We start from the raw sequence: 26666 nt of genomic DNA, 5'->3' as shown, positions 1-26666 counted from the left end.
TACATATTGCAAAAAAAAGCTATAATAGATACTATCTATTGGAGGAATCGTGCATGAAAAAAAGTTTTATTCATCAGCAAGAAGAAATTTCCTTTGTCAAAAACACCTTTACCCAGTATTTGAAAGACAAGTTGGAAATCGTAGAAGTGCAGGGCCCCATCTTGAGCCGAGTTGGCGATGGGATGCAAGATAACCTGTCAGGTGTCGAAAATGCTGTAACAGTCAATGTGAAACTCATTCCGGATGCCACCTATGAAGTGGTTCATTCTTTAGCTAAGTGGAAGCGCCACACCTTGGCTCGCTTTGGCTTCAATGAAGGAGAAGGCCTGTTTGTCCATATGAAGGCTCTTCGTCCAGACGAGGACTCACTAGACCCTATCCACTCCGTCTATGTGGACCAGTGGGACTGGGAAAAAGTCATTCCTGACGGCCGACGCAATCTAGCTTACTTGAAGGAAACCGTTGAGCAAATCTACAAGGCCATCCGTTTGACAGAGTTGGCAGTAGAAGCCCGTTATGACATTGAGTCTATTTTACCAAAGCATATTACCTTTATCCACACGGAAGACTTGGTGAAGAATTTCCCGGATTTGACCCCGAAAGAGCGTGAAAATGTAGTTGCCAGAGAATACGGCGCAGTCTTTTTGATTGGTATTGGTGGAGAATTGGCAGATGGCAAGCCTCATGATGGTCGGGCTCCTGACTATGACGATTGGACCAGCCCGTCTGAGGGGAACTACAAGGGCCTCAATGGTGATATTCTGGTTTGGAACGAGCAACTTGGCGCAGCCTTTGAGATTTCTTCCATGGGAATCCGGGTTGATGAAGATGCACTCAAACGTCAGGTGGCCATTACCGGAGATGAAGATCGACTCCAGTTTGACTGGCATAGAGCCCTGTTGAATGGTCTGTTCCCACTGTCCATCGGTGGAGGGATTGGTCAGTCACGCCTAGCCATGTTCTTGCTGCGCAAGAAACACATTGGAGAAGTTCAATCCAGCGTGTGGCCACAGGAAGTTCGTGATACTTTTGAGAATATTTTGTAAGAAAAATCCCTTTGCGGCAGTTTTTCAGTCAAGAGATTGTTTTCAATCTCTTTTCTTATTTCTATCATCTAGTAGTTGAAAACATTTACAATAGATAAATCAGTGCTTTTTGACCTATTTTATGATATACTTTCTTAGCTAAACTAAAAGAGACAGAGGTCCTTATGACAAAACTTAGAAATGACATCCGAAATGTAGCTATCATCGCTCACGTTGACCATGGGAAAACCACCTTGGTAGATGAGCTCTTGAAGCAGTCGCAAACTCTGGATGAACGCACGCAGCTGGATGAGCGCGCCATGGACTCAAACGACATTGAAAAAGAGCGTGGGATTACCATTTTGGCAAAAAATACAGCCGTGTCCTACAACGGCACTCGTATCAATATTATGGATACCCCAGGGCACGCAGACTTCGGTGGAGAAGTTGAGCGGATTATGAAGATGGTTGATGGGGTTGTCCTTGTCGTAGATGCCTATGAAGGCACCATGCCACAGACCCGCTTTGTATTGAAAAAAGCCTTGGAGCAAAACCTGACGCCAATCGTTGTTGTCAATAAAATCGATAAGCCGTCTGCTCGTCCGGAAGAAGTGGTGGACGAAGTACTAGAGCTCTTCATCGAACTAGGAGCAGATGACGATCAGCTAGAGTTTCCAGTGGTTTACGCTTCGGCCATCAACGGAACATCTTCTTTGTCTGACAATCCAGCAGATCAGGAAGAAACCATGGCACCGATTTTTGATACCATCATCGAGCATATTCCAGCTCCAATTGACAATTCAGATGAGCCACTCCAGTTCCAAGTGTCACTTTTAGACTACAACGACTTCGTTGGCCGTATTGGTATCGGCCGTGTCTTTCGTGGTACCGTTAAGGTCGGTGACCAAGTGACCCTTTCCAAGCTAGATGGTACGACCAAAAACTTCCGAGTGACCAAACTGTTTGGTTTCTTCGGTCTTGAGCGTAAGGAAATCCAAGATGCTAAGGCAGGAGATTTGATTGCCGTATCTGGTATGGAAGACATCTTCGTTGGAGAAACCATCACACCGACCGATGCCGTCGAAGCTTTGCCAGTTCTTCGCATTGATGAACCAACCCTTCAGATGACCTTCTTGGTTAACAATTCTCCATTTGCAGGTCGGGAAGGGAAATGGGTAACTTCTCGGAAAATCGAAGAGCGGCTTTTGGCAGAATTGCAAACCGACGTATCCCTGCGTGTAGATGCGACAGACTCACCAGACAAATGGACTGTTTCAGGTCGCGGAGAACTGCACCTGTCCATCTTGATTGAAACCATGCGCCGTGAAGGCTATGAGCTGCAAGTATCGCGTCCAGAAGTTATCATCAAAGAAATTGATGGCGTGAAAATGGAGCCCTTTGAGCGTGTGCAGATTGATACCCCTGAAGAATACCAAGGATCTGTCATTCAATCCCTGTCTGAGCGGAAGGGTGACATGTTGGATATGCAGTCTACCGGAAACGGACAGACTCGTCTGGTCTTCCTTGTGCCAGCTCGTGGGTTGATTGGTTATTCAACAGAGTTTCTATCTATGACACGAGGATATGGTATTATGAACCATACCTTTGATCAATACCTTCCAGTAGTACCTGGAGAAATCGGTGGCCGTCACCGCGGAGCGCTGGTTTCTATCGACCAAGGCAAGGCTACCACCTACTCTATCATGCGTATTGAAGAGCGTGGAACCATCTTTGTCAACCCGGGAACCGAAGTCTATGAAGGTATGATTATTGGTGAAAACTCCCGTGAGAATGACTTGACAGTCAATATCACAACTGCTAAAGCCATGACAAACGTTCGTTCAGCAACCAAGGATCAGACAGCCGTTATCAAGACTCCTCGGATTCTGACGCTTGAAGAATCGCTTGAGTTCTTGAACGATGATGAATACATGGAAGTGACCCCAGAATCCATTCGCTTGCGTAAGCAAATTCTTAACAAAGCAGAGCGGGATAAGGCTGCTAAAAAGAAAAAATTAGCAGTTGAAGAAGGCTAAAAATATCAAGTATAGAAAGGAGGCACCATGTTTTATCTCATTATCACGATTATGATTGTGCTCTTTTACATCTTTGCAGCACCAGATCATATCAAAGGAACCATGAACTTGGTTGCCTCAGTTTTCATCTTGGTTGCCCTTGTGGTTGCCTTGGTGCTCGGTTTTTTACGCATCCTGCAGCTACCGACCGAGTTATGGGTCGGAGCAGGAACCGTCTTTTTAGGGATTTGGGCTATGCGGGATATCTATTATCTCGACAAGCCATCCCGGCCAAAAAGAGCTGGCAGACGAAGTTCAGGTGCCGGTTCGCTATTTTGATTCTAAATCCGATTGGTCTTCCCAGTCGGATTTTTCTCTCTCCTGCTTGAAAAAGGGTTCCATTCAAGGTACAATAGTATATTGGAAAGTATGGTTAAACAAATGAAAACAATCACAGATTTTGCAAATAAAAAAGTATTGGTATTGGGCTTGGCCAAATCAGGTGAATCAGCAGCGCGTCTTCTGGATAAACTAGGGGCGATTGTTACTGTCAACGATGGCAAGCCGTTTGATGAAAACCCAACAGCCCAAGCGCTATTAGAAGATGGGATTCGTGTTATCTGCGGCAGCCACCCACTGGAATTACTGGATGAGGATTTCGCTCTCCTTGTCAAAAATCCAGGCATTCGCTATGACAATCCTATGGTTGAAAAGGCCCTCCAAAAAGGCGTGCCAGTCTGGACAGAGGTTGAGTTAGCCTATCTGATTTCAGAGGCACCTATTATCGGTATCACAGGTTCTAACGGCAAAACGACGACTACGACCATGATTGCAGAGGTATTGAACGCTGGCGGTCAGTCGGCCAAACTCTGTGGCAATATCGGTTACCCAGCGTCATCTGTTGCCCAAGAGGCTTCAGCGGAGGACAAATTGGTCATGGAGCTATCTTCCTTCCAGTTGATGGGAACAGAGTCCTTCCATCCGACCATAGCTGTTATTACCAATTTTATACCCAGCCATTTGGACTATCACGGCAACTTTGAAGATTATGTAGCAGCCAAATGGATGATTCAACGTCAGATGACAGCGTCGGATTGGTTGGTTCTGAATATGAATCAGGAGCTAGCAAAGGACTTGACTGAACAAACTCAGGCCCAGGTTCTGCCTATTTCAACTGTGGGCATTGTAGATGGAGCCTACCTGTTAGATGGGCAACTCTACTTTAAAGGTGAGCCCATCATGTCAGCCGACGAAATCGGTGTTCCAGGCTCACACAATGTTGAAAATGCTTTGGCAACCATAGCCGTTGCCAAAATACTCGGCGTAGATAATTCTGTTATCAAGGAAAGTCTGTCTGCTTTTGGCGGGGTAAAACACCGACTTCAATTTGCAGGTGAAATTCAGCAAGTCCGCTTTTATAACGACAGTAAATCGACCAATATCTTGGCGACCCAAATGGCCCTTTCTGGCTTTGATAACAGCAAGGTTATTCTGATTGCAGGCGGTTTGGATCGTGGCAATGAGTTTGATGAGTTGGTGCCTAGTCTCAAAGGTTTGAAGAAAATGGTTATTCTGGGCCAATCAGCTCCTCGTGTCAAACGGGCAGCTGAACAAGCAGGAGTGCCTTACCTAGATGCCGTAGATATTGCAGATGCTACGCGTAAAGCATTTTTGGAGGCGGAAGCAGGAGATATCATTCTCCTCAGCCCTGCCAATGCTAGCTGGGATATGTATCCTAATTTTGAGGTTCGTGGAGATCTCTTCCTTAAAACCTTTGAAGAATTGAAAGGTTCACTATGAAAAAAATCGTCTTTACTGGCGGGGGAACAGTCGGTCATGTGACCCTCAACCTCCTGTTGATTCCGCGTTTCCTAAAAGAAGGCTGGGAAGTTCACTACATCGGAGATAAAAACGGAATTGAACATGAGCAGATAGAAAAATCGGGGCTTAAAATCCAGTTTCACTCCATAGCGACGGGAAAACTCCGCCGCTACTTTTCCATACAGAATATGCTGGATGTTTTTAAGGTAGGCTGGGGCACCCTTCAGTCTTTCTTTATCTTGGCCAAAATTCGTCCTCAGGCTCTCTTTTCTAAGGGAGGATTTGTGTCAGTGCCGCCCGTTGTAGCAGCTCGACTCTTAGGTATCCCTGTCTTTATCCATGAATCAGACCTGTCTATGGGATTAGCCAACAAGATTGCCTATAAGTTTGCGACTACAATGTATAGCACCTTTGAGCAAGCAGCTAGTCTGACCAAGGTTAAACACGTTGGAGCAGTTACCAAGGTGGGGCATTCTCACAAGGTCACCCCTATCCAGCTCCCAGAGATTCTCAGCCAGTTTGACAAAGAACTGCCAACTCTACTTTTTGTGGGAGGTTCAGGAGGAGCGAAGGTCTTCAATGATTTTGTCAATCAGTATCAGGCGAAACTAACGGAACGCTTTAATATCATTAACCTGACTGGTGATAGCAGCCTGAATCAGCTCTCTCCGCGCCTCTATCGGGTTGATTATGTGAGCGAGCTCTATCAGCCACTCTTGGAAGAAGCTGACCTTGTTATTACGCGCGGAGGCTCCAATACGATTTTTGAGTTGGTTGCCTTGCAAAAATTACATGTGATTGTTCCTCTGGGGCGCAATGCTAGCCGAGGCGACCAGATAGAGAATGCTCGCTATTTTGAAGAAAAAGGATATGCCAAGCAGATAGACGAGGAAAAATTGACCTATGATCAATTGGTCAGCTGTGTAGAGGAAGTCTTAACTGACGGAGATGCCTACCGTCAAAATATGGCCCAGTCACAGGAAATCCAATCGCTGGATGATTTTTACCAGCTTCTACTGGCAGATATAAATAGAAAGGCCTAGCATGACTGAGAAAGACCAGCATGAAAAAGAAGTAGTTTCTGAAGAAGCACAAGAACAAGAAGATACTCAAGAGCTTTCTGAAGAAGAGGTCGCTGTATCAGACCTAGCTGAAGAAGAAACAGACTCCACTTCGAATGAAGAAGAGAGTAATAGTCAGTTTTTAAGCCAGTGGAAGGAGCGCCATCAGGCTTATTTGGCGAGCCATGGAAAAACTGGTGTTGAAGACTCTGCCCCAACCACTGAAGAAAAAATTGCTGAAGAAACTCCAGCGTCTGTTTCTGACACACCCCGTGTTCCTCGTTTGAAGACCTTGAGGAAAAAGGATAAACCTCAGTTTGATACCTTGGAAAATGAAGAAGAAGCAAGTTCAGAAGCAACAGCCCAAAAACATCCGCCAATTCCCCGCAAGGCCATCTGGAAGAGTTTGCCAGTATTATTTGTGAGCCTTCTGTTATTGCTAACCTCTATCTATTTTATGAGTCCTTACAGCAAGGAAAAGCAAGTTGAAGTAACAGGGAACCAACGCTTAAGCGTAGAGGAAGTATTGGAATATAGTCTGATTTCTAATAAGGATTATACTTTGTCCACGATTTTGAACAAGGATAACCATGCTCGAAATATTCTGGCCAGCACTAATCTGATTAAATCGGCAACAATTTCCTATACCTTTCCCAACGCCTTCTCTATTCAGATAGAAGAGTATCAAGAGATTGGCTATGTTAAGGAAAAAAATAGCTATTACTCGGTTCTTTCCAACGGAGCCATTTTAAGCGAAGGCATAGCCAGCGAACAGCTGCCGAAAAACTACACAGAAATCAATCTGAGTGATAAAGATTTAGTTAAGAAATTAGCGCTACAATTAGCAGAAGTGGATCCGGCCATTCGGTCAAATATTCAAACAATCGCCTTAACGCCCAGCAAGGCGACGGCCGATCTACTAACGCTATCCATGTATGACGGCAACAGTGTCATAGTACCTTTGACAGAGATTACAAAGAAACTGCCTTATTATCCTAAAATAGCGGCGCAGTTGATGACAAACAGTACCATCGATATGGAAGTGGGAATCTATAGTTATGCTAATTATTAAAACTAAAAACAAATTGGCAAAAATATTAAAAAAATGTTAAAAATAGCTTTAAAAATCCCCATTTTTAAAGAACATATGATATAATGAAGGATGAATAATTCTATTTTCTCAAATAGAAAAATAATAATTGCTAAAGTTGGAAGTAAGAGAGGACTGATAGGATGGCTAGAAATGGCTTTTTCACGGGATTAGACATCGGTACAAGCTCCGTTAAAGTCTTGGTTGCAGAATATATTGAAAATCAAATGAATGTTATTGGCGTCAGCAATGTAAAGAGTGCTGGCGTAAAAGATGGAATTATCGTCAACATCGATGTGGCGGCAGGCGCTATTAAAAAAGCGATTGCGCAAGCAGAAGAAAAAGCAGGTATCCGCATTGATAAGGTCAATGTTGGTTTGCCAGCCAACCTCTTGCAGATTGAGCCAACTCAAGGGATGATTCCTGTAACGACTAACTCGCAGGAAATTACAGATCAGGATGTAGAAAATGTTGTGAAATCAGCACTGACTAAGAGCATGACTCCTGAGAGGGAAGTGATTTCCTTTATTCCTGAAGAGTTCGTAGTTGACGGCTTCAAGGGAATTAAAGACCCACGCGGGATGATGGGAATTCGTTTGGAAATGCGCGGCTTGCTTTACACAGGTCCTCGCACCATCCTTCATAACCTACGCAAGACTGTTGAACGCGCCGGTATCCAAGTGGAAAACATTATCATTTCTCCATTGGCTCTCACTCGTTCAGTTTTGAATGAAGGTGAAAAAGAGTTCGGTGCGACAGTGATTGACCTCGGTGGCGGTCAAACAACCGTTGCTGTCATGCGTGGTCAAGAGTTGCAATACACAAATATCTACCAAGAAGGTGGCGACTACATCACCCGTGATATTTCCAAAGTATTGACAACATCTCAAAGCATCGCAGAAAACCTCAAGTTTAACTACGGAATTGCTTACCCACAAGAAGCAAGCGAAAAAGAGAAGTTCACTGTGGAAGTAATTGGTGAAAATTCACCAATAGAAGTAACAGAACGTTACCTATCAGAAGTGATTTCTGCTCGTCTTCGCCAAATTTTCGCCCGTGTGAAGCAGGACTTGGAACGCACCCGTGCACTTGACTTGCCAGGCGGTATCGTTTTGGTTGGTGGCGGTGCTATCCTTCCAGGGATTACAGAACTTGCCCAAGAGGTATTCGGTGTTAACACCAAGTTATACATCCCAAATCAAATTGGCATCCGCAATCCAGCCTTTGCTCAAGTCATTAGCTTGGTAGAGTATGTTGGAAGCCTTGATGAGGTTGAAAAAATTGCTCAGCTTGCTGTTAATGGCGAAGCGAGCCTCAGACAGCGTCCAGTTGATGTGCCAGTTGAATTACCAAGAGTTCGTCCGGCAGTCCAACCAGCTCCTAGCGATTTGGTAACTGAGTTAAACACGGAAGTTGCTGAGGAAAAGAACTATGTGACCTATGATGAAGAAGTCGCTGAAGAGCTAAATCAAGAACCAAAAACAAAATTGACGGATCGTATCCGCGGCTTGTTTGGAAGCATGTTTGAGTAAGAAAAGAAAAGGTGATTAAAACTATGACATTTTCATTTGAAGCAGCAGCAGCTCATGGTGCTGTCATTAAAGTAATCGGTGTTGGTGGTGGCGGTGGTAACGCCATCAACCGCATGATTGAAGAAGGCGTTTCAGGCGTTGAGTTTATTGCAGCCAATACAGATGTTCAGGCGTTGAGCAGCTCAAAAGCAGAAACAGTTATCCAATTGGGTCCAAAATTGACTCGCGGACTCGGCGCTGGAGGTCAGCCTGAAGTTGGCCGTAAGGCGGCTGAAGAAAGTGAAGAGGCCATCACAAATGTACTTTCAGGTGCAGACATGGTCTTCATCACAGCTGGTATGGGCGGTGGTTCTGGTACAGGTGCTGCACCGGTTATCGCTCGTATTGCCAAGGGATTAGGCGCTCTCACAGTTGCTGTTGTTACCCGTCCGTTTGGTTTTGAGGGAAACAAGCGTGGGAACTACGCAATTGAAGGAATCGAAGGCCTTCGTGAGCAAGTGGATACCCTCTTGATTATTTCAAACAACAACCTGCTTGAAATTGTCGATAAGAAGACTCCACTTCTGGAAGCTCTTAGCGAAGCAGATAACGTTCTTCGCCAAGGGGTGCAAGGTATCACAGACTTGATTACAAATCCAGGTCTTATCAACTTAGACTTTGCAGACGTGAAGACAGTAATGGAGAATAAAGGAAATGCCCTTATGGGTATCGGTATCGGTACCGGTGAAGAGCGCGTGATTGAAGCGGCTCGTAAGGCGATCTACTCTCCACTACTTGAAACAACAATTGATGGCGCTGAGGATGTCATTGTCAACGTAACCGGTGGTTATGATATGACCTTGACAGAAGCAGAAGAAGCTTCTGAGATTGTTCATCAAGCAGCGGGTCAAGGTGTAAACATCTGGTTGGGTACTTCGATTGACGAAACTATGAAAGATGAGATCCGCGTAACCGTTGTTGCGACAGGGGTTCGTCAAGATACAGTTGAAAAAGTAGTGAAACATCGTTCAGACATCGCGCCGATCGGTCGTACTGCACCTCGCTACGATCAATTGACGGCTCCAACTCCAACCCGTACGGCTGCTCCAGTTGAAACACCAAAAGCATCTGCATTTGGTGAGTGGGACTTACGTCGTGAAAATCTTTTGCGGCCAGATACAACCGATAGCCGTCCAAGCGTATCTGTTGAGAAATTCACAGCCGATGAAGAAGATGATGAGTTGGATACACCACCATTCTTCAGAAACCGTTAAAAATGAATTTTCAAAAGAATAAAGATGCCGTCTTTCAAGCGGTGCAAACTGCTGCTGAGAAGGCATATCGTTCTCCCAATTCAGTAAATGTTATAGCTGTCACCAAGTATGTTGACAGCTCTATTGCTAAAGAACTGGTAAAAACAGGAATTAAACATATCGGCGAGAACCGAGTGGATAAATTTTTGAATAAATACCGGGAGTTAGCAGATCAACATCTTACTTGGCATCTAATAGGCACACTCCAAAGAAGGAAAGTAAAAGATGTAATCAACTATGTCGATTATTTCCACGCTTTAGATTCTGTCACATTAGCCGCTGAAATCAACAAGAGAGCCACTAAGCCTATCAAGTGCTTCCTTCAGGTCAATATTTCACAAGAAGAAAGCAAACACGGGTTTTTAGTGGATGAAATAGATAACGTTTTAGAGGATTTAAAAGCCTATGACAAGGTAGAACTCGTCGGACTCATGACCATGGCTCCATTTGAAGCTAGTCAAGAAGAACTGGAGCAAATCTTTTCTGAAGCCAAACGCTTGCAGGAAAGTCTTGTTGCTCGTCAGTTGCCAAACATGCCCTTTACTGAGCTAAGTATGGGAATGAGTGGGGATTTTGAGCTAGCGATCAAGCACGGTTCAAGCTTTGTCCGGATAGGGACAGCATTTTATAAGTGAGGAAACAACGTGGCACTGAAAGATACATTTAAAAACCTATTTAACTATTTTGAAATAGATGACTCTGCTGAGGTGGAAGATCGTCCGGAGACATATCAGATGACAAATGAGCGTCCAAAAATGCGGGTTGCACCAACTGTTGCAACGAAGGAACCAGTCGCAAATCAGCCTGAACCCTCTCAAAAGGCACCGGCACAAGAAACGAACCTGCAACGCCTTCGTGAACGTCAGCAAGAGTTGCGTGCAAATAGCATTCATGAAGACAAGAAAACGATTATTGATATAAAATTCCCTAAGAAGTACGAAGAAGCTCGTAGCATTGTCAACCTTCTTTTGGACAACTCGAGTGTTTTGATTGACTTCCAATATATGTCTGAACCACAGGCACGCCGGTGTTTGGATTATTTGGATGGAGCGCGTTCCGTCTTGTCAGGAAGTTTGAAGAAGGTGTCTAGCACTATGTGGCTCCTGACACCTGTTAATGTGACTGTGAACATTGATGAGTTACGCTCAACCAGTTCACAAGAGGGACAGCACGAAGCACAATTTGACTTCGATATGAAGTGGTAATTGCCATGCATCTAGTTATAGTCATTCTTTTAAGAGTAGTGGAAATCTACTCTTTCATTCTCTTGCTCTATACCTTTTTGACCTGGATACCGGAAGTTTTTGCAACAAGCTTTGGACGCTTGGTCCTTTGGCTGGTTCGACCGGTTTTAGAGCCTTTCCGCCGCTTTAATCTCCAATTTTTAGGACTGGATTGGACGGCACCTTTGGTAATGGTGCTACTGAACCTAGTAACGCGTCTTCTCTTTTATTTACTTTTATCGCTTTAGGATATGGTGAAGACGATGCGAGATTTGTTGCAACATTTTCCGCGGGAAGAAAAAGAGTTTGCAGAAAAAATTATTGATAGTTGCCAGCAAGTTGAGAATACGTACTCGCACAGAGTGACATCCTTTCTCAATCATCGGCAAGTTGCTATCGCAACTTCAATCGCCCATCATTTTCAACTCTTGACTTTTTCTAGTTTGGAATTAGTGGAAACAGAGTTTTCTCGCATGATTATCGCTCCATCTTACTATCAGCTAGAAGTGGATGATTTTGATATGATGGCTTTAGAAATTGCCTATCCCCAAAAATTCCATAAATTGACTCATGCTCAGATTTTGGGAACCTTGCTGAATCAGTTAGGTATTAAGAGGCAATTTATCGGAGATATTCTTCTTTCAGACAACCAAGCAGTGGTTCTAATAGACCGTAAATTTGGGCAATTGCTTCAAACATCCGTGCAAAAAATTGCACGAGTTCCAGTAAACTGGATAGAAGTAGACTGGACAAGGCTTGAGCTGAAAGTTGATGATATGCAAACGAGAGAATTATTGCTATCAAGTTTGCGGCTGGATAAGATTGTCTCAACAGCCTTCAAGCTATCGAGAGCCAGTGCAGTAAAGTTGATAGAAGGGAAACAAGTCAAGCTGGATTATGCTGAAGAGACTCAGGCAGCCCGCCTTGTGGAACTTGGTCAGCTTATCAGTGTTCGGGGATTTGGAAGGATTCGCTTGAGAGAAGTAGTAGGATATACCAAACAAGGCAAATTGAAAGTAGACATTGAACTTATAAAGAAATAGGGGGAAGTATGGCACTTACAGCATTAGAATTAAAAGATAAAACCTTTGGTACGAAATTTAGAGGCTACGATGCAGAAGAAGTGGATGATTTCTTGGACATCGTAACCCGTGACTATGAGGATTTAGTTCGTAAAAACCACGAGCAAGAATCTGAAATCAAATCCTTGAGAGAACGATTGGCTTACTTTGATGAGATGAAAGAATCTCTTAGTCAGTCTGTGCTTTTGGCTCAGGATACAGCAGAAAAAGTAAAACATGCGGCAGAAAACCAGGCTGCCCATATCGTTAAAGAGGCAGAATACGATGCTCAGACCTTGCTTAATGAAGCCAAGGACAAGGCGAATGGCATCTTGCGCTTGGCAACAGACAACGCAAAGTGTGTTGCTGTTGAAACAGAGGAGTTGAAGAACAAGACCCGTATTTTCCATCAGCGTCTTAAATCAACCGTTGAAAGCCAGTTGGCCTTGATTGATTCTCCGGAATGGGAAGAAATCCTCCGTCCAACGGCATCCTACCTGCAGACCAGTGATGAAGCCTTCCGTGAAGTTTTAGAAAAGGCATTGGATGAAGATGTCAAGTTCATTGAAGAGGACTTGGACATGACCCGTCAGTTGTCTCCAGAAGAGGTGGCTGAATTGACCAGACAAGCCGCTGCCTTGGAAGAGTTTCCTATTTTGGAAGCAGACCCAATTGAAGAATAGTCTACTACACAGAAACACGAATTTATAAAGATATTTTTAGCGAGCAGGAGATGGTGGAAGTCCTGTAATCCCTCTTTATAGAATCATCCTTCTGTTAAATTCTCTCTGAACGATTTATTGGAGTAGGAGAGAACGGTTCACTCCCGTTACGAGTCAAGAGGGATAGGGGAAACTCTATCTAAATTAAGGTGGTACCACGAACTTTCGTCCTTATTGGCGAGAGTTTTTTTATTTGACGTGATTATGATTACATTAAGATTAGTAGATGAAACAACATTTGAGGCGGTTATAGGACTTTCCGTCGCAGATGGAGATAAACGTCGCGTAGCCTCCAATCTCTATTCTTTAGCCCAAGCTTGGCTCTACCGTCAGGATGATACCATAGAGCCCCTAGCTATCTTAGCCAGCGGTAAAGTAGTAGGGTTCCTGCTTTTAGCCAAGCATAGAAGAGACAAGGAGTACCTGATCTGGCGGCTGATGATTGACCAAGCCCATCAAAACAGAGGGCATGGTAGGGAGGTTCTGCGTCAGGTCATTCAGATGGCCAAGGACGATCAGGAGTGTCAGAAGGTGACGGCCAATTATGTGATTGGCAACCATAAGATGCGAGGCTTACTTGAAAAATTTGCCTTTCAGCCAGTCGGGCTAAAAGGTAACGAGATGATGATGACATTAGATATAAAATAAAGGAGATAGTATGAAATTAAAAGAAACATTGAACTTGGGGCAAACTGCCTTTCCTATGCGTGCAGGGCTTCCAACTCGTGAACCAGAGTGGCAAAAGGTTTGGGATCAAGCAAAGATTTATGAAAAACGTCAGGAACTAAATGCAGGAAAGCCAGCCTTTCATCTGCATGACGGCCCTCCCTATGCAAATGGAAATATCCACGTCGGACATGCCTTGAACAAAATTTCAAAGGACATCATCGTTCGCGCCAAGTCCATGTCAGGCTTTAGAGCTCCATATGTTCCAGGATGGGATACCCATGGTTTGCCTATTGAGCAGGTTCTAGCCAAACAAGGGGTTAAGCGCAAGGAGATGGACTTGGTAGCCTACCTTGAGATGTGTAAGGAATATGCTCTCAGTCAGGTTGACAAGCAACGGGCTGACTTCAAGCGGTTAGGTGTATTAGGTGATTGGGAAAATCCTTATATCACGTTGACCAAGGACTATGAAGCTGCTCAAATTCGTGTGTTTGGTGCCATGGCTGATAAAGGCTATATCTACCGTGGAGCAAAGCCGGTGTATTGGTCTTGGTCTTCTGAGTCTGCCCTTGCAGAAGCTGAAATTGAATACCATGATATTGACTCCACTTCCCTATACTATGCCAATAAGGTTAAGGATGGTAAGGGAGTATTGGATACAGACAGCTATATCGTTGTCTGGACAACGACTCCATTTACCATTACAGCCTCACGCGGTTTGACAGTTGGTGCGGATATTGTCTATCTGTTGGTTAAGCCTGCTGGAGAAGAGCGTAAATTCCTCTTGGCAGAGGCTTTGATTGATAGTTTAGCTAGCAAATTTGGCTGGGAAACCTTTGAAGTAGTGGCTCGTTATAAAGGGTCAGAACTTGAGTACATCGTCACAGAGCATCCGTGGGACAAGGTGGTTGATGAGCTGGTCATCTTGGGAGAACACGTTACAACAGACTCCGGTACGGGGATCGTCCATACCGCTCCAGGTTTTGGTGAGGACGACTATAATGTGGGAATCAAATACGGCCTTGAAGTTGCTGTTACAGTTGACAGTCGCGGAATCATGATGGAAAATGCAGGTCCTGCTTTTGAAGGCCAATTCTATGATAAACTCCTTCCAACCGTCAAGGAAGAGTTGGGTGATTTGCTCTTAGCTAGCGAAGTCATCAACCACTCCTATCCTTTTGATTGGCGGACTAAAAAGCCAATCATCTGGCGTGCAGTACCTCAATGGTTCGCTTCTGTGTCCAAATTCCGTCAGGAGATTCTGGATGAAATCGAGCGGACAACCTTCTATCCAGCTTGGGGTAAGACTCGTCTGTACAATATGATTCGTGACCGTGGTGACTGGGTTATTTCTCGGCAACGTGCTTGGGGCGTGCCTCTGCCTATCTTCTATGCAGAAAATGGCGAGGCCATCATGAGCAAGGAAGTGACAGACCATGTGGCCAAGCTATTCGAGGAACATGGGTCAATTGTTTGGTGGCAGCGTGAAGCAAAAGATTTGCTACCGGAAGGTTTTGAACACGAAGGTTCACCGAATGGTTTGTTTACCAAAGAAAGCGACATCATGGATGTTTGGTTTGACTCAGGTTCTTCTTGGAACGGTGTCATGAATGCTCGTGACAATCTTGCCTATCCTGCGGACCTCTATTTGGAAGGGTCAGATCAGTATCGTGGTTGGTTTAACTCTTCTCTGATTACCTCTGTTGCAGTCAATGGGCATGCTCCTTACAAGTCTGTTCTTTCCCAAGGGTTTGTCCTTGATGGAAAAGGGCTCAAAATGTCTAAATCACTGGGAAATACCATCTTACCGAGTGATGTGGAGAAGCAGTTCGGTGCGGAAATCCTACGTTTGTGGGTTACATCTGTTGACACCTCCAATGATGTACGCGTATCAATGGAAATCTTAGGGCAAGTTTCTGAAACTTACCGTAAAATCCGCAATACCCTGCGCTTCTTGTTGGCCAATACATCGGATTTCAATCCGTCAGTGGATGCAGTAGCCTACGATCAGTTGCGCACAGTTGACCAGTACACCTTGGTTAAATTTAACAAGCTGGTAGACCACATCCGTAAGTCCTACGATGCCTATGATTTTATGGCTATTTATAAGGCTGTGGTTAACTTTGTAACCCTTGACTTGTCTGCCTTTTATCTGGATTTTGCTAAGGATGTTGTTTATATCGAAGGTGCAAAATCAGTGGCTCGCCGTCAGATGCAGACAGTTTTCTATGATATTTTAGTGAAGATTACTAAGTTACTGACTCCGATTATGCCACATACAGCTGAGGAAATTTGGTCATACTTGGAGCATGAGGCGGAAGAATTTGTCCAGTTGGCAGAGTTCCCAGAGGTAGAAACTTTCGTGAATGAAGAAGGTTTGTTGGCTGAGTGGGAAAACTTCATGACCTTTAGAACAAAAGCTCAAAAAGCCTTGGAAGAAGCCCGCGATGCTAAGATTATCGGTAAGTCCTTAGAAGCTCACTTGAGTGTATATGTTTCAGACACAACTAAGGCCTTCTTGGAAAGCCTTCATACAGACTTGGCTCAGTTGCTGATTGTATCAGAATTGACCCTCCTGACAGAGGCTGCTCCTGCAGAAGCCTTGGTGTTGGAAGATCTTGCTTTTGTCGTAGAACGTGCAGCAGGTGAGGTTTGTGAACGTTGCCGTCGCATTGATACCAGTGTTACAGAGCGTAGCTATGGTGTGCGTATCTGTAACCACTGTGCAGATGTGGTAGAAGAAAACTTCCCTGAGGCAGTAGCAGCAGGTTTTGAAGCTAAATAATTAAGTTAGCACCGGAGTTGGAAGCAACTCCGGTTTTTTTCAATAAAAAAAACTGGAACAGGTTCCAGCTTTGTTAGGATGAGGGAGTGATGATTGGAATAGACATCTCCACCAACCGGTCTGTGTGAATGGTTTGGATGGCGGCTGGATTGATGGTTTTGGCATCAATCTTGCGGTGGAGGAAGAAGTCACGAATCTTCTTTAATTCACTATCTTGAATGGCGCGATAATTATTAGAAATCAAGAGTTCATAATGACGAGGTGCTTGAGTGAAAATGACATCTGTATTTCCTGCAGAATAGGTTTCTACCAGAAAAGCATCTGTATTAGCGAGTTGATTTTGAACGAGTTGGGAATGGCTATTTGTCGTGTTGATAATTTTCATGTGCTACCTCCTTCGTTTGTGAATATTATAGCACGCTTGAGTTGATTTGACTAGCTATTGTGGGAAATTTCTTGCAATTTCCATTGTTCGATGCCCCATTTGTGGCTGCCCCGCTTGAGTTTTTCAATCGCTTCGTCGATTGAGAACCAGGCCAGATTGTTAAAGTCTTCAAGAGGCTTGCCCACTTCTTGGTAGCTGATTACCTGATAGATATAGGCAGGATTGTAGTAGTGGGTATCTCGATGACGGGAGTAAAAGTATTCATCTGCCTGTCCAAAGTAGCAGCCGATTTCAGCCGTAAATCCGAGTTCTTCAAGCAATTCTCTTTCTAGGGCAGCTAGATGATCTTCGCCTGCTTCGATTTCTCCTCCCGGAAGGAACCAGGCCCCATTGGGTGCTTGAACTAGAATGATATGTTCATGGGCAGCATCAGGAATAACGGCATAAACTCCGTAGCGGTGCTTGTAGGTCACTCCATCTTGTTTTTCACCAAATGTAGCTTGTGTCATCCGAACCCTCCTCTTAGCAGTATTTCCTTGTGTTTGTATGTTTACTTTGCTCTGCCATTATACCACTTTTCCATAATTTTTTCTTATGGGAAGCATTACGGATTGTAAGATTTTTCGCTTATCAACCTGTGCTATAATGAAGAAAAGAAGCCTTTTCAAAGGAGAATTCAGGCATGAGAGAAATCTATCCTAACATCTACACCTTTCCCATTGTCTTGCCCAAGAGTCCTCTGCGAGAGATTCATTCTTACGTTATCAAAGGAGAAGGCCGAACCCTAGTAATTGATACTGGCTATAATCAGCCAGAATCCTTAGCAGATATGCAGGCAGGTTTGGATGAGCTGGGCATTCAAATGAAAGACGTTGATCTGATTATTACCCATCTTCATGCAGACCATTCAGGTCTTGCCACACTCTTTTATGATGCGGGGGCCCGTATCTTTGCTGGGAAGGTAGATGGTGATTTGTTCAATGCCATGGCCAGCGGTGAATACTGGGAGTTGCTAGGCAGTTTTAGACCGCTCTACGGAATTTCAGAAGAAGAGATGGCAATTGAAGACAATCCAGGTTTTCGTTTCAAACTCGATCGCCCAGTTCCTTATCAAGTTCTTGAAATTGGAAGTCATGTTCAGGTTGGGGACTTTGATTTTGAAGTGGTGGATTTGATTGGGCATACACCAGGTCATATCGGACTTTATGACAGGGAAAAAGAAATTATGTTTAGTGCGGATACGGTTTTGGATCCTATTACGCCCAACATAACTTTCTGGGGCTGGGATTATCCAAATATTCTCAAGACCTACATGAGAACCCTATCAACTTTGCGCCAGATGAAATTGCGTTTTCTCTTTCCAGGACACCGCCAGCTGATTACAGATCATGTGAAGCGGATTGACGAACTGGTAGACCATCATTTTGAGCGGATGCAAGAAATTCTCGATTCTATTGCCGATGAGGAGCGAGTAACCGTCCGTGATGTATCGGCGCGTATCAAGTGGCGCATTAAGGCTGCCAACTGGGATGAGCTTCCAAAACCACAGAAGTGGTTTGCTAGTGGCGAAACAATGGCTCATCTGGATTACTTGGTTGCGTCTGGGCATCTGGAAATGACACTGGAAGATGGCGTACTCTACTTCTGTAAACTCCAATCTCACATCTCAAGAGAATAATCTTCACAAAAATAGAACCCTGAATCACTCGGATACAGGGTTCTTTTTCTGTCAGTTGTCCACCCCTACTAAGGATAGGGAATGAGGACACCAGTCATTAGCCTATTTGACTAATCCAGATAAGGCTTCCGATGAGCCCGCAGAGCCAAAGTACAGAGAGAGTCAAAATCGCATAGGCTAGAAGCAAAAGAATGCGTTTGCCTAGACTAGCTTTGCCAAAGGGTTTTCTGAAGCAATAGAAGCACAGAGCATAGCAAGCTCCAAGAAGAACCATGGCTCCAAAAGGTCCAAGTGGTCCTAGGATGAAGGCCAGAGGCCAAAAGAATGCTTGATAGAGGTCAAAGATAAATTGTGATACAGTCATGATAAGCCTCCTTTCTGTCCATAGGTAGGCAATCTAGGAATATGTTATGATGATCTTATGCACTGGTTTCGACCGGTTTTTTCTGGCTGGCTTTGACAAGGATTTCCCCTTTGGCATTCATCACAGCCCGAAGGTCTTTTTCGTTTGGATGCTCCAGATAGAAGTCTGTGACGGCATCTTCGATTTGATCCTGAATGGTTCGACGAAGAGGACGAGCTCCCATCTTTGGATCGTAGCCCAAGTCGACCAGTTTTTCCTTAACCTTGTCGGTCACATGCAGGCTGATACCGTTGCTTGCTAGACGTTTATTGACATCTTGCAGCATGAGATCAACGATTTGCAGGAGATTTTCCTTGCTGAGCGGTTGAAATTCGATAATACCATCAAAGCGGTTCATGAATTCAGGACTAAAGAAATTGCTGAGTTGGCCAAGAACAGATTGGCTCCGGCCTTCCATAGCCGCTCCAAAACCAACACTAGCCTCCACCTTACCTGTTCCAGCATTGGAAGTCATGATAATAATGGTGTCTTTGAAGCTGACGGTACGGCCTTGACCATCTGTTAGTCGGCCGTCATCCAGAACTTGTAAGAACATATGCATGACGTCCGGATGTGCCTTTTCAACCTCATCAAGAAGGATGAGAGAGTAAGGGTTGCGACGGACTTTTTCTGTCAGCTGACCAGCTTCTTCGTAGCCAACGTAGCCTGGAGGGGCTCCAACCAGTTTAGCCACTGCGTGTTTTTCCATATACTCAGACATATCGAAGCGAATCATACTATCTGCTGAACCAAAGAGTTCAATGGCCAGTTGTTTGGAAAGCTCGGTCTTTCCGACACCCGTTGGCCCCACAAAGAGGAAGCTGCCGATAGGGCGATTAGGGGCACCAAGACCGACACGGTTACGGCGGATGGCCTTAGCAATCTTATCGACTGCCTGATCTTGACCGATGACATGAGCCTTGAGGTCGCTAGCTAGATTGATTAGCTGTGACTGTTCTTTTTCTTTAAGGTCACCGACAGGGATATTGGTCTTTTGCTCTACAATGGCTTCAATTTCCTTCTCGGTGATGAGCGGGGTATCTTCTTCGCTCAAGGTTGCTTTTTGCATTTCCTTGTATTTGGCAATTTGGTCACGGAAATAAGCAGCTTTTTCATAATCTTCATCTCGGGTTGCCTGAGCCTTGCGATTCTCAGCATCAATCAGGCGTTGGTCCAGTTCTTTTGGATCGACAAAGTTGAGGGTCAGATTCATCTTAGAGCCTGCTTCATCCAATAGGTCAATGGCCTTATCTGGCAAGAAACGATCCTGAATGTAGCGGTTGGAAAGAACGGCAGCAGCTTCAATAGCAGCATCGGTGTACTTGACATGGTGATAGTCTTGGTACTTGCTTTGGATACCCTTGAGGATGGTGATGGTTTCTTCTACACTTGGTTCATCTACCTTGACAGGCTGCATCCGACGTTCCAGAGCGGCATCTTTTTCAATGATGCGATACTCATTGAGAGTGGTAGCACCGACTAGCTGCATTTCTCCACGTGCTAGGGCTGGTTTGAGGATATTTCCCGCATCCATATTGCCATCACCTGCAGAACCTGCTCCGACAATCTCATGAATCTCGTCAATAAAGAGAATGACTTCCTTGCGGTTGCGAATCTCTTCCATCAGCTTTTGCATTCGTTCTTCAAATTGACCGCGGATTCCAGTTCCTTGTACCAAGCTGACTACATCCAGTCGGATAACTTCCTTCCCTTGTAGTTTTTGCGGAACAGCTCCATCGACAATCTTCTGGGCTAGTCCTTCGACAACAGCTGTTTTACCAACTCCGGGTTCGCCGATAAGAACAGGATTGTTCTTGGTTCTGCGGTTGAGAATTTCAATGACACGGGTGATTTCCTGATCGCGACCGATAACAGGGTCTATTTCGCCTCGGCGGGCAATTTCGGTAACGTTTATGCCAAACTCTTCCAAAAGACCATTTGGACGCTGCGGCGGTTGTTGATTTCCTCCATTATTGCGGCCGTTTCCTCCTCCTGACTGGGTGGGTGGAGTCGGGTTGCGGGGCTTGCCAGCAGGTGTTTTTCCAGGATAGCCTCCCAAATTATTGAAAAACTCACTAAAAGGATCCATATTGTTTGGATTGGACAAATCGCCCAAGCCTTTTAAAATGGCATTGTTAGGGTCGGTCTTCATGATTTGATAGCAGTTATGACAGAGGTCGACTTGTTGCTGTTTTCCGTTGAGATTGGTGTAAAGGTGAATAGTTGCATCGTTGATTTTACAATTGTGACAAAGCATCGGTTTACCTCTTTCTTTGGAATAAAGACCAATAGTCAATAAAGGTCAGATATATCTTAATTATAACAAGATTTGGGTAAATTGCAAGAATCTGCTACAAAAATTCCCCTTGCAGGTGAATCCTGCAAAGGGACTGCAACAACATGCTTAGAGAGTAGTGCTTAGTGCTGCTCGTAGCGCCAAATCTCTAAAAAGAGTTTGCCATCTTTATAGCTTCCTAGGGCTTTATCAATGGCTTTACCCAAAAAACTATAGTCATGATGGCTGTGGCTACCCAGCAGGGCATTGAAATACTCATCAACCTCTAGCTGTCGCTCGGTTTGCAAGTCTTCAACAAGTTGGTCGAAGTTAGCCGGTTTCTGCTGGCAAGGGGCCTCGATGGAGAGGTAGAAAACCCCATCTTTGATATGAAAATCCATCGAAAAATCATTGAGGTCATTGTCCAGAAAATAACTGATAATTTCTTTCATGATACGAGTTGCTTTATTTTTTTCGTTTAACATTTTTTCTCCAATGCAGCTGTGTCCATTTAGGTTTGTGATCTTGAATATTTTCGATAATCGGAAAGAGGAAGCCGGCAACCAGTCCCGTCGTAAATCCGTTGTTGTATAGGCTCATGCCCTGATGAAGTCCAAAAGCTAGACTGGTCAGATTGTAGTGAAGGAAGCCTGCAATGAATCCATAGGTCATGCCATAAAATCCAGAAATGGGGGCTAGGCCATTGCCTAGAAAGAAGGCCAGTTGGAAGCGAATGCCTGTCAGTGGTTGTCCCAAGAGCAGGCAAGCGGCCATAATGCCGAGGGTAACGGGCAGGCAATTTTTGGTGTGCTTACCGAAGGCGCTAAAGCCAAAGAAGGATAACAAGGCTCCAAGTACAGGCCCATTCAATGGCTCTCCCAAGAGAAGAATGATGAGCAAGTAGAGCCCGCTATTGCAACACATATTTAGAAGCGTGCTGTAAATACCGTATTTTGCTACAAAATCATCCGGCAGGCGACCTGAGCTTTTCAACAGCTTGGGATAATGCTGAATGGCTTCACGAAAGTTTTTCACCACCAAAAGGGCAAATCCCGCCCAGATGATGGAGAAATAAGTGAGCAGAATATGGCTGTTTGTCTGAAGCAAATTGATGGTCAGTTGGGTTTCCCAGCCCAGATAAGGTAAGGCTAGGACAAAAAACATGGCCATATAGCCTGTTGTAAAACCATAGTTGTAGAGGGATAAACCATTGTGAAACTTCAAATAGTGTTCTGCCAGAGGCGGGGCTATAAAGCCTAATAGGATACCAACCAGACAAGCGGCAAGGACAGAGCCTATTGACAATCCCGGTTCGAGTGCAACAAAAGAAACCAGAGGAGCCGTTGCAGTTGCAAATAAACTCACCGTGGTAAACAATTTGAAGGACTGGTGAGTCCAATGGGCATAGAGGACAGTTCCTACTAGAATAGGGACAATGTTGAGTATGTGGGTTCCGAAAAAGGAATGCCCTATAAAAATGCCAATGGCTGCAATCTGAAGACCGCTAATTTTGCTGCGCTCATTTCGACTCATTAGATAATAGGCAACGAAAAAATGCAGAGCAACATTGAAAAAGGTAGCGGCAAAACCAGCTGTGACAAAGGCATCCTGAATCAGATAGGTCTGATGGAGCAACAGTGCTAGATATTGTTCGACCAGCAAGTGTCTGTCCGGCATTAAAAAGGCAAAAACAAGCGTATAGACAGCCAACAGCAGAATGATTAGTTTTCGTCGGTCTTGTTTGTGGAAGTGGGTGAGAATCCTCGTCATAGAAACCCCTTTCAAATAATCTTATCCCTATTATAACACGAAGAAGGAGAGAAGAAAAATATTGAAAACGCTGTGAAGTTTTTTTAGTAAATCAGTGGAATTTATGAGTAAAAAAATGACTTTTTATGAAAAATGTGATAAAATACGCTTATACTAAGGATTAGGAGAATAGATATGGAATCACATTTAGTGAGAATTATTAACCGCTTGGAGGCCATGGCTAGTGATGGCGGTACCTTGAAACGCAACTTTGAACGCGAAGGTGTTGTTGTTGCAGAGGTAGCTTATAGCTATGACGAAGAGAATGGTTCTGTATTTACCTTGCGGGATGTTGCTGCGCGTGAAACCTACACATTTGACAGCATTGACCTGATTGCAATGGAAATCTACGAGCTCTTGTACTAAGAAACAGTGGAACGAGCAGAGAGATGCTCAGATTGACAAGACAACCGTCTTGTCAATCTTTTTTTTTTGAACAAAATGAATATTCTATCACTTGTTGTTGCATTTTTATACAAAAAATGGTATAGTATAACCTACATTGAAAAAACGGAGAATTTACATGAACTTTTCTTTTCTTCCAAAATACTGGGATTATTTTAATTACGGAGCGCTTGTGACTATTCTAGTTGCAGTGTTGGTGGTCGTTTTTGGCAGCATTCTTGGTGTGCTGTTGGCCTTTGCTCAACGAAGCCGCTTCCGTCCACTGGCTTGGCTGGCCAATATCTATGTGTGGATTTTCCGTGGCACTCCTATGGTGGTGCAAATTATGATAGCTTTTGCCCTCATGCACATTGTGGCACCAACTTTTCAGCTGGGTGTCCTAGCCGTGGATCTCTCACGTCTGATTCCGGGGATTATCATTATCTCCATGAATTCGGGTGCCTATATTTCAGAAACGGTGCGGGCTGGAATCAACGCAGTTCCTAAGGGACAGCTAGAAGCGGCCTATTCACTAGGGATTCGCCCCAAACAGGCCATGCGCTATGTCATTATGCCTCAAGCCATCAAAAACATTCTTCCAGCCTTAGGAAATGAGTTTGTAACCATTTTGAAGGATAGCTCCCTCCTGTCTACCATCGGGGTGATGGAATTATGGAATGGGGCAACGACGGTTTCTACGACCACCTACCTGACCTTAACGCCCCTCTTGTTTGCAGCTTTTTACTACCTGATGATGACGAGCATCTTGACTTTGGGCATTCAAGCTTTTGAAAAATCACTGAATAAAGGAGAGAACAGCTATGTCTAGTAGTATTATTTCGATTAAAAATTTGCATAAATCCTTCGGGAAAAATGAGGTGTTAAAGGGAATTGACCTTGAAATTGCCCAGGGAGAGGTAGTGGTGATTATCGGACCGTCTGGATCGGGTAAGTCTACTTTGCTCAGAACTATGAATCTATTGGAAGTGCCAACGGAGGGAACCATCACTTTTGAGGGGGTAGATATTACTGACAAGGCAAACGATATTTTCCAAATGCGGGAAAAAATGGGGATGGTCTTTCAACAGTTTAACCTTTTTCCGAATATGACTGTTCTAGAAAATATCACTCTTTCTCCCATTAAGACCAAGGGGATGTCCAAAGAAGCGGCCGAACAAATCGCCTTTGAATTGCTTGATAAGGTGGGCTTGCCTGATAAGGCGACAGCTTTTCCACAAAGTCTGTCAGGAGGTCAGCAGCAGCGGATTGCTATTGCGCGTGGTTTAGCAATGGATCCGGATGTTCTCCTGTTTGATGAACCAACTTCCGCACTGGATCCTGAGATGGTAGGAGAGGTTCTGAGTGTTATGCAGGACTTGGCCAAATCTGGGATGACCATGGTTATTGTGACCCATGAGATGGGATTTGCCCGAGAAGTGGCGGATCGTGTCATTTTCATGGATGACGGCCTCATCGTTGAAACGGGCAGCCCTAAAGAGGTTTTTGAGGAAACAAAGGAAGAGCGAACCAAAGATTTTTTGTCCAAAGTTCTATAAGCATGAAGCCCTTGTGCGACCTAACGATGTAAAAAACTTTCCTGAAAGATGGGAAGTTTTTCTGTTTTTTAGTATAATGGAAGTGAACGGGAGGTAGTACACATAAGATGACGATAATTGATGGTAAAGCTCTAGCAGCAAAAATGCAGGCGAACTTGGCTGAAAAGACCGCTCAGTTGAAGGAAGAAAAAGGAATCGTTCCTGGTTTGGTAGTGATTCTGGTGGGAGAAGATCCGGCTAGTCAGGTCTACGTCCGAAATAAGGAGCGGTCCGCTCTGGCCGCTGGCTTCAAGAGTCAGGTTGTCCGTTTAGCGGAAACCACAACGGAAGAAGAGCTCTTGGCTATGATTGAAACCTATAACCAAGATGCGGACTGGCACGGGATTTTGGTACAATTGCCACTGCCAGCCCATATCGATGAAGAAAAGGTTCTCTTTGCCATTTCACCGGAAAAGGATGTGGATGGCTTCCATCCAACCAACATGGGTAAACTCTGGTCTGGTCACGCGGTCATGGTGCCGTCCACGCCAGCAGGCATCATGGAAATGTTCAAAGAGTACCAGGTGGATTTGACTGGTAAAAATGCGGTGGTCATCGGGCGTTCCAACATTGTTGGTAAACCCATGGCACAACTGCTCATGGATGCCCATACAACAGTGACCATCGCCCATTCGCGGACGAAAAATCTGGCTGAACTGGCCCGCCAAGCGGATATCTTGGTGGTTGCTATCGGCCGAGGACATTTTGTCACCAAGGAATTTGTCAAAGAAGGTGCGGTTGTCATTGATGTCGGCATGAACCGGGATGGGAATGGCAAGTTGATTGGTGATGTGAAATTTGATGAAGTTGCCCCTGTGGCCAGCTTGATTACGCCCGTTCCAGGCGGTGTGGGACCAATGACCATTACCATGCTGATGGAACAGACCTATGAGGCGGCCCTTCGAAGCGCTCAGTAGAGGAGGAATTCCTATGAAGTTTGTTTTTGATTTGGATGGGACTCTGTGCTTTGACCGCAGGACCATCGATGATGAAATCATGCAGGTCTTGCTCAGTGCCCCCAGGTATGGACATGACCTGGTCTTTGCGACCACCCGCTCCTATCGGGATTGTTTGGCGACCTTGGGGCCAGAACTCAGTCAGAAAATGGTGGTCGGCCTCAATGGCGGTCTGGTTTATGAAAATGGTCAACTGATTTTTGAGCGGGCGATTGATGAGAAGGCCTACCAGATCTTGGTGGACTGGTGCAAAACCTATAATTTACCCTTCATTGTCGATGAGAGTTTTGATTATTCTGGCCAAATTCTTGAAAAAATGCCCTTTATTTCCAGAGTGGATCCCTTGGAAAAGGCTCAATTTTTACCACTTGATGCCATTAAAAAACCTATCAAAATGGTCATTTACATGGGTAATCATGAGAACTTGGTTGAAGAAACCCTGGCCCAATTTGCTCATGAAAAGAGTCTGGAAGTTTTCTATGATGAAGGAGAAAAATGTATCTACCTCAATCCAGCAGAAACTCACAAGGCCAAGACCTTGGTGGAGCATGTGGGCAATGATGTGGTCGTCTTTGGCAATGACCGCAACGATATTGAACTCTTCAAGGAATCCCTTTATGCTGTCCAGGTGGGTGACCTTTCCGTCCTGACAGAATTTGCGGACGAGCAAATCAAGCTGGTCGGTGACTACCAGTCAGCCATTGCAGCCAAGATTTTGGAAGTCTTTTCCCTTTTTAGAGGAAAATAGAAAAATCAGCCCTAGGACCGATGCAGATACCTGCTTTTCAGGTTATACTGTATTCAATCCTAAATATTTTTCATAATCTCCTGAAAATACCAGCCAAAAATGACTGGTATTTTTTGTTTTTATCAGCGTTTTTTTCGTAA

General features: G+C 44.6%; 26 protein-coding genes, 1 pseudogene and 1 other annotated feature. Of the genes and pseudogenes, 21 read left to right on the top strand and 6 right to left on the bottom strand.

Annotation, left to right across the window (positions count from 1 at the left end):
* Positions 1 to 53 precede the first annotated feature (53 nt).
* The 15 genes and pseudogenes from asnA (at position 54) to ileS (ending at position 16293) form a co-directional block, all read left to right on the top strand.
* A complete protein-coding gene (gene asnA / locus INT76_RS03875; RefSeq protein WP_212572396.1) occupies positions 54 to 1046 on the top strand; it encodes an aspartate--ammonia ligase in 993 nt (330 codons plus the stop codon).
* 164 nt (positions 1047 to 1210) lie between these two features.
* Positions 1211 to 3061, top strand: a complete 1851-nt coding sequence (gene typA / locus INT76_RS03870; RefSeq protein WP_212572394.1) for a translational GTPase TypA — start codon at positions 1211 to 1213, stop codon at positions 3059 to 3061.
* A 27-nt stretch (positions 3062 to 3088) separates the two neighbouring features.
* Positions 3089 to 3379: a DUF3165 family protein gene (locus tag INT76_RS03865; protein WP_212572386.1), complete on the top strand. Its 291-nt coding sequence runs from the start codon at positions 3089 to 3091 to the stop codon at positions 3377 to 3379.
* Positions 3380 to 3481: 102 nt separating this feature from the next.
* Entirely contained in the window at positions 3482 to 4840 is a 1359-nt protein-coding gene (murD, locus tag INT76_RS03860; protein ID WP_212573012.1) for a UDP-N-acetylmuramoyl-L-alanine--D-glutamate ligase, read from the top strand.
* Positions 4837 to 5904 (top strand): UDP-N-acetylglucosamine--N-acetylmuramyl-(pentapeptide) pyrophosphoryl-undecaprenol N-acetylglucosamine transferase, encoded by a 1068-nt coding sequence (locus tag INT76_RS03855; RefSeq protein WP_212572384.1) that lies wholly within the window; start codon positions 4837 to 4839, stop codon positions 5902 to 5904. Before murD ends, INT76_RS03855 begins: the two co-directional genes overlap by 4 nt.
* Before the next feature lies 1 nt (position 5905).
* Positions 5906 to 6994, top strand: coding sequence for a cell division protein FtsQ/DivIB (locus INT76_RS03850; RefSeq protein WP_212572382.1), 1089 nt, complete (start codon positions 5906 to 5908; stop codon positions 6992 to 6994).
* A gap of 161 nt (positions 6995 to 7155) precedes the next feature.
* A complete protein-coding gene (gene ftsA, locus INT76_RS03845) occupies positions 7156 to 8544 on the top strand; it encodes a cell division protein FtsA (RefSeq protein ID WP_212572380.1) in 1389 nt (462 codons plus the stop codon).
* A 23-nt stretch (positions 8545 to 8567) separates the two neighbouring features.
* A pseudogene (ftsZ, locus tag INT76_RS03840) lies at positions 8568 to 9542 on the top strand (cell division protein FtsZ); the annotation flags it as partial.
* A 257-nt stretch (positions 9543 to 9799) separates the two neighbouring features.
* Entirely contained in the window at positions 9800 to 10471 is a 672-nt protein-coding gene (locus INT76_RS03835) for a YggS family pyridoxal phosphate-dependent enzyme (RefSeq protein ID WP_212572369.1), read from the top strand.
* 9 nt (positions 10472 to 10480) lie between these two features.
* Positions 10481 to 11041 carry a cell division protein SepF gene (locus tag INT76_RS03830; protein ID WP_212572367.1) on the top strand — a complete coding sequence of 187 codons (561 nt, stop codon included), beginning with the start codon at positions 10481 to 10483 and terminating at the stop codon, positions 11039 to 11041.
* Positions 11042 to 11046: 5 nt separating this feature from the next.
* Positions 11047 to 11307, top strand: a complete 261-nt coding sequence (locus INT76_RS03825) for a YggT family protein (protein ID WP_212572365.1) — start codon at positions 11047 to 11049, stop codon at positions 11305 to 11307.
* Positions 11308 to 11322: 15 nt separating this feature from the next.
* Positions 11323 to 12102, top strand: coding sequence for a YlmH family RNA-binding protein (locus tag INT76_RS03820; protein ID WP_249116179.1), 780 nt, complete (start codon positions 11323 to 11325; stop codon positions 12100 to 12102).
* Between the two features lie 8 nt (positions 12103 to 12110).
* Positions 12111 to 12803, top strand: coding sequence for a DivIVA domain-containing protein (locus INT76_RS03815; RefSeq protein WP_212572363.1), 693 nt, complete (start codon positions 12111 to 12113; stop codon positions 12801 to 12803).
* Between the two features lie 2 nt (positions 12804 to 12805).
* Positions 12806 to 13018: a binding site (T-box leader), on the top strand.
* A 28-nt stretch (positions 13019 to 13046) separates the two neighbouring features.
* A complete protein-coding gene (locus INT76_RS03810; RefSeq protein WP_212572361.1) occupies positions 13047 to 13490 on the top strand; it encodes a GNAT family N-acetyltransferase in 444 nt (147 codons plus the stop codon).
* Positions 13491 to 13500: 10 nt separating this feature from the next.
* Positions 13501 to 16293 carry an isoleucine--tRNA ligase gene (ileS, locus tag INT76_RS03805; protein ID WP_212572360.1) on the top strand — a complete coding sequence of 931 codons (2793 nt, stop codon included), beginning with the start codon at positions 13501 to 13503 and terminating at the stop codon, positions 16291 to 16293.
* A gap of 73 nt (positions 16294 to 16366) precedes the next feature.
* Here ileS and INT76_RS03800 read toward each other — a convergent pair whose 3' ends face one another.
* On the bottom strand, positions 16367 to 16678 hold the full coding sequence (locus INT76_RS03800; protein ID WP_212572359.1) for a DUF1827 family protein: 312 nt from the start codon (positions 16676 to 16678) through the stop codon (positions 16367 to 16369).
* A 50-nt stretch (positions 16679 to 16728) separates the two neighbouring features.
* Positions 16729 to 17187 carry an NUDIX domain-containing protein gene (locus INT76_RS03795; RefSeq protein ID WP_212572357.1) on the bottom strand — a complete coding sequence of 153 codons (459 nt, stop codon included), beginning with the start codon at positions 17185 to 17187 and terminating at the stop codon, positions 16729 to 16731.
* Positions 17188 to 17360: 173 nt separating this feature from the next.
* On the opposite strand from INT76_RS03795, the gene INT76_RS03790 reads away from it, so the two are divergent.
* The gene (locus INT76_RS03790; RefSeq protein ID WP_212572355.1) at positions 17361 to 18356 is read left to right on the top strand and encodes an MBL fold metallo-hydrolase; all 996 of its coding nucleotides are present in this window, start codon (positions 17361 to 17363) and stop codon (positions 18354 to 18356) included.
* A gap of 97 nt (positions 18357 to 18453) precedes the next feature.
* Here INT76_RS03790 and INT76_RS03785 read toward each other — a convergent pair whose 3' ends face one another.
* From INT76_RS03785 to INT76_RS03770, 4 genes are all read right to left on the bottom strand, one after another.
* On the bottom strand, positions 18454 to 18720 hold the full coding sequence (locus INT76_RS03785) for a hypothetical protein (protein ID WP_212572353.1): 267 nt from the start codon (positions 18718 to 18720) through the stop codon (positions 18454 to 18456).
* Between the two features lie 55 nt (positions 18721 to 18775).
* The gene (locus INT76_RS03780; protein ID WP_212572347.1) at positions 18776 to 21016 is read right to left on the bottom strand and encodes an ATP-dependent Clp protease ATP-binding subunit; all 2241 of its coding nucleotides are present in this window, start codon (positions 21014 to 21016) and stop codon (positions 18776 to 18778) included.
* A gap of 161 nt (positions 21017 to 21177) precedes the next feature.
* Positions 21178 to 21519 carry a hypothetical protein gene (locus INT76_RS03775; protein WP_212572345.1) on the bottom strand — a complete coding sequence of 114 codons (342 nt, stop codon included), beginning with the start codon at positions 21517 to 21519 and terminating at the stop codon, positions 21178 to 21180.
* Positions 21500 to 22804: a DUF1576 domain-containing protein gene (locus INT76_RS03770; RefSeq protein WP_212572343.1), complete on the bottom strand. Its 1305-nt coding sequence runs from the start codon at positions 22802 to 22804 to the stop codon at positions 21500 to 21502. Before INT76_RS03770 ends, INT76_RS03775 begins: the two co-directional genes overlap by 20 nt.
* 174 nt (positions 22805 to 22978) lie before the next feature.
* On the opposite strand from INT76_RS03770, the gene INT76_RS03765 reads away from it, so the two are divergent.
* From INT76_RS03765 to INT76_RS03745, 5 genes are all read left to right on the top strand, one after another.
* A complete protein-coding gene (locus INT76_RS03765) occupies positions 22979 to 23209 on the top strand; it encodes a DUF1797 family protein (protein ID WP_212572341.1) in 231 nt (76 codons plus the stop codon).
* 157 nt (positions 23210 to 23366) lie between these two features.
* On the top strand, positions 23367 to 24056 hold the full coding sequence (locus INT76_RS03760; RefSeq protein WP_212572339.1) for an amino acid ABC transporter permease: 690 nt from the start codon (positions 23367 to 23369) through the stop codon (positions 24054 to 24056).
* The gene (locus INT76_RS03755; protein ID WP_212572337.1) at positions 24049 to 24783 is read left to right on the top strand and encodes an amino acid ABC transporter ATP-binding protein; all 735 of its coding nucleotides are present in this window, start codon (positions 24049 to 24051) and stop codon (positions 24781 to 24783) included. Before INT76_RS03760 ends, INT76_RS03755 begins: the two co-directional genes overlap by 8 nt.
* A 107-nt stretch (positions 24784 to 24890) precedes the next feature.
* Entirely contained in the window at positions 24891 to 25739 is an 849-nt protein-coding gene (locus INT76_RS03750; protein WP_212572335.1) for a bifunctional methylenetetrahydrofolate dehydrogenase/methenyltetrahydrofolate cyclohydrolase, read from the top strand.
* A 13-nt stretch (positions 25740 to 25752) separates the two neighbouring features.
* Positions 25753 to 26526 carry an HAD hydrolase family protein gene (locus INT76_RS03745; RefSeq protein ID WP_212572333.1) on the top strand — a complete coding sequence of 258 codons (774 nt, stop codon included), beginning with the start codon at positions 25753 to 25755 and terminating at the stop codon, positions 26524 to 26526.
* Positions 26527 to 26666 lie beyond the last annotated feature (140 nt).

The sequence above is a fragment of the Streptococcus oriscaviae genome, assembly GCF_018137985.1.
GTDB classification, from domain to species: domain Bacteria; phylum Bacillota; class Bacilli; order Lactobacillales; family Streptococcaceae; genus Streptococcus; species Streptococcus oriscaviae.
The sequence above is the reverse complement of the archived record's forward strand: the minus strand, read 5'-3'. Positions and strand labels throughout refer to the sequence as shown.

Excerpts from the sequence above, each read along its gene's own strand:
- INT76_RS03820 (WP_249116179.1), top strand. The coding sequence starts at position 11,323 with ATGCGAGATTTGTTGCAACATTTTCCGCGGGAAGAAAAAGAGTTTGCA.
- INT76_RS03795 (WP_212572357.1), bottom strand. The coding sequence starts at position 17,187 with ATGACACAAGCTACATTTGGTGAAAAACAAGATGGAGTGACCTACAAG.
- INT76_RS03785 (WP_212572353.1), bottom strand. The coding sequence starts at position 18,720 with ATGACTGTATCACAATTTATCTTTGACCTCTATCAAGCATTCTTTTGG.
- INT76_RS03835 (WP_212572369.1), top strand. The coding sequence starts at position 9,800 with ATGAATTTTCAAAAGAATAAAGATGCCGTCTTTCAAGCGGTGCAAACT.
- INT76_RS03780 (WP_212572347.1), bottom strand. The coding sequence starts at position 21,016 with ATGCTTTGTCACAATTGTAAAATCAACGATGCAACTATTCACCTTTAC.
- INT76_RS03745 (WP_212572333.1), top strand. The coding sequence starts at position 25,753 with ATGAAGTTTGTTTTTGATTTGGATGGGACTCTGTGCTTTGACCGCAGG.
- ileS (WP_212572360.1), top strand. The coding sequence starts at position 13,501 with ATGAAATTAAAAGAAACATTGAACTTGGGGCAAACTGCCTTTCCTATG.
- INT76_RS03855 (WP_212572384.1), top strand. The coding sequence starts at position 4,837 with ATGAAAAAAATCGTCTTTACTGGCGGGGGAACAGTCGGTCATGTGACC.
- INT76_RS03760 (WP_212572339.1), top strand. The coding sequence starts at position 23,367 with ATGAACTTTTCTTTTCTTCCAAAATACTGGGATTATTTTAATTACGGA.
- INT76_RS03765 (WP_212572341.1), top strand. The coding sequence starts at position 22,979 with ATGGAATCACATTTAGTGAGAATTATTAACCGCTTGGAGGCCATGGCT.
- INT76_RS03755 (WP_212572337.1), top strand. The coding sequence starts at position 24,049 with ATGTCTAGTAGTATTATTTCGATTAAAAATTTGCATAAATCCTTCGGG.
- INT76_RS03810 (WP_212572361.1), top strand. The coding sequence starts at position 13,047 with ATGATTACATTAAGATTAGTAGATGAAACAACATTTGAGGCGGTTATA.
- murD (WP_212573012.1), top strand. The coding sequence starts at position 3,482 with ATGAAAACAATCACAGATTTTGCAAATAAAAAAGTATTGGTATTGGGC.
- INT76_RS03825 (WP_212572365.1), top strand. The coding sequence starts at position 11,047 with ATGCATCTAGTTATAGTCATTCTTTTAAGAGTAGTGGAAATCTACTCT.
- INT76_RS03790 (WP_212572355.1), top strand. The coding sequence starts at position 17,361 with ATGAGAGAAATCTATCCTAACATCTACACCTTTCCCATTGTCTTGCCC.
- INT76_RS03770 (WP_212572343.1), bottom strand. The coding sequence starts at position 22,804 with ATGACGAGGATTCTCACCCACTTCCACAAACAAGACCGACGAAAACTA.
- INT76_RS03750 (WP_212572335.1), top strand. The coding sequence starts at position 24,891 with ATGACGATAATTGATGGTAAAGCTCTAGCAGCAAAAATGCAGGCGAAC.
- INT76_RS03800 (WP_212572359.1), bottom strand. The coding sequence starts at position 16,678 with ATGAAAATTATCAACACGACAAATAGCCATTCCCAACTCGTTCAAAAT.
- INT76_RS03775 (WP_212572345.1), bottom strand. The coding sequence starts at position 21,519 with ATGTTAAACGAAAAAAATAAAGCAACTCGTATCATGAAAGAAATTATC.
- asnA (WP_212572396.1), top strand. The coding sequence starts at position 54 with ATGAAAAAAAGTTTTATTCATCAGCAAGAAGAAATTTCCTTTGTCAAA.
- ftsA (WP_212572380.1), top strand. The coding sequence starts at position 7,156 with ATGGCTAGAAATGGCTTTTTCACGGGATTAGACATCGGTACAAGCTCC.
- typA (WP_212572394.1), top strand. The coding sequence starts at position 1,211 with ATGACAAAACTTAGAAATGACATCCGAAATGTAGCTATCATCGCTCAC.
- INT76_RS03815 (WP_212572363.1), top strand. The coding sequence starts at position 12,111 with ATGGCACTTACAGCATTAGAATTAAAAGATAAAACCTTTGGTACGAAA.
- INT76_RS03865 (WP_212572386.1), top strand. The coding sequence starts at position 3,089 with ATGTTTTATCTCATTATCACGATTATGATTGTGCTCTTTTACATCTTT.
- INT76_RS03850 (WP_212572382.1), top strand. The coding sequence starts at position 5,906 with ATGACTGAGAAAGACCAGCATGAAAAAGAAGTAGTTTCTGAAGAAGCA.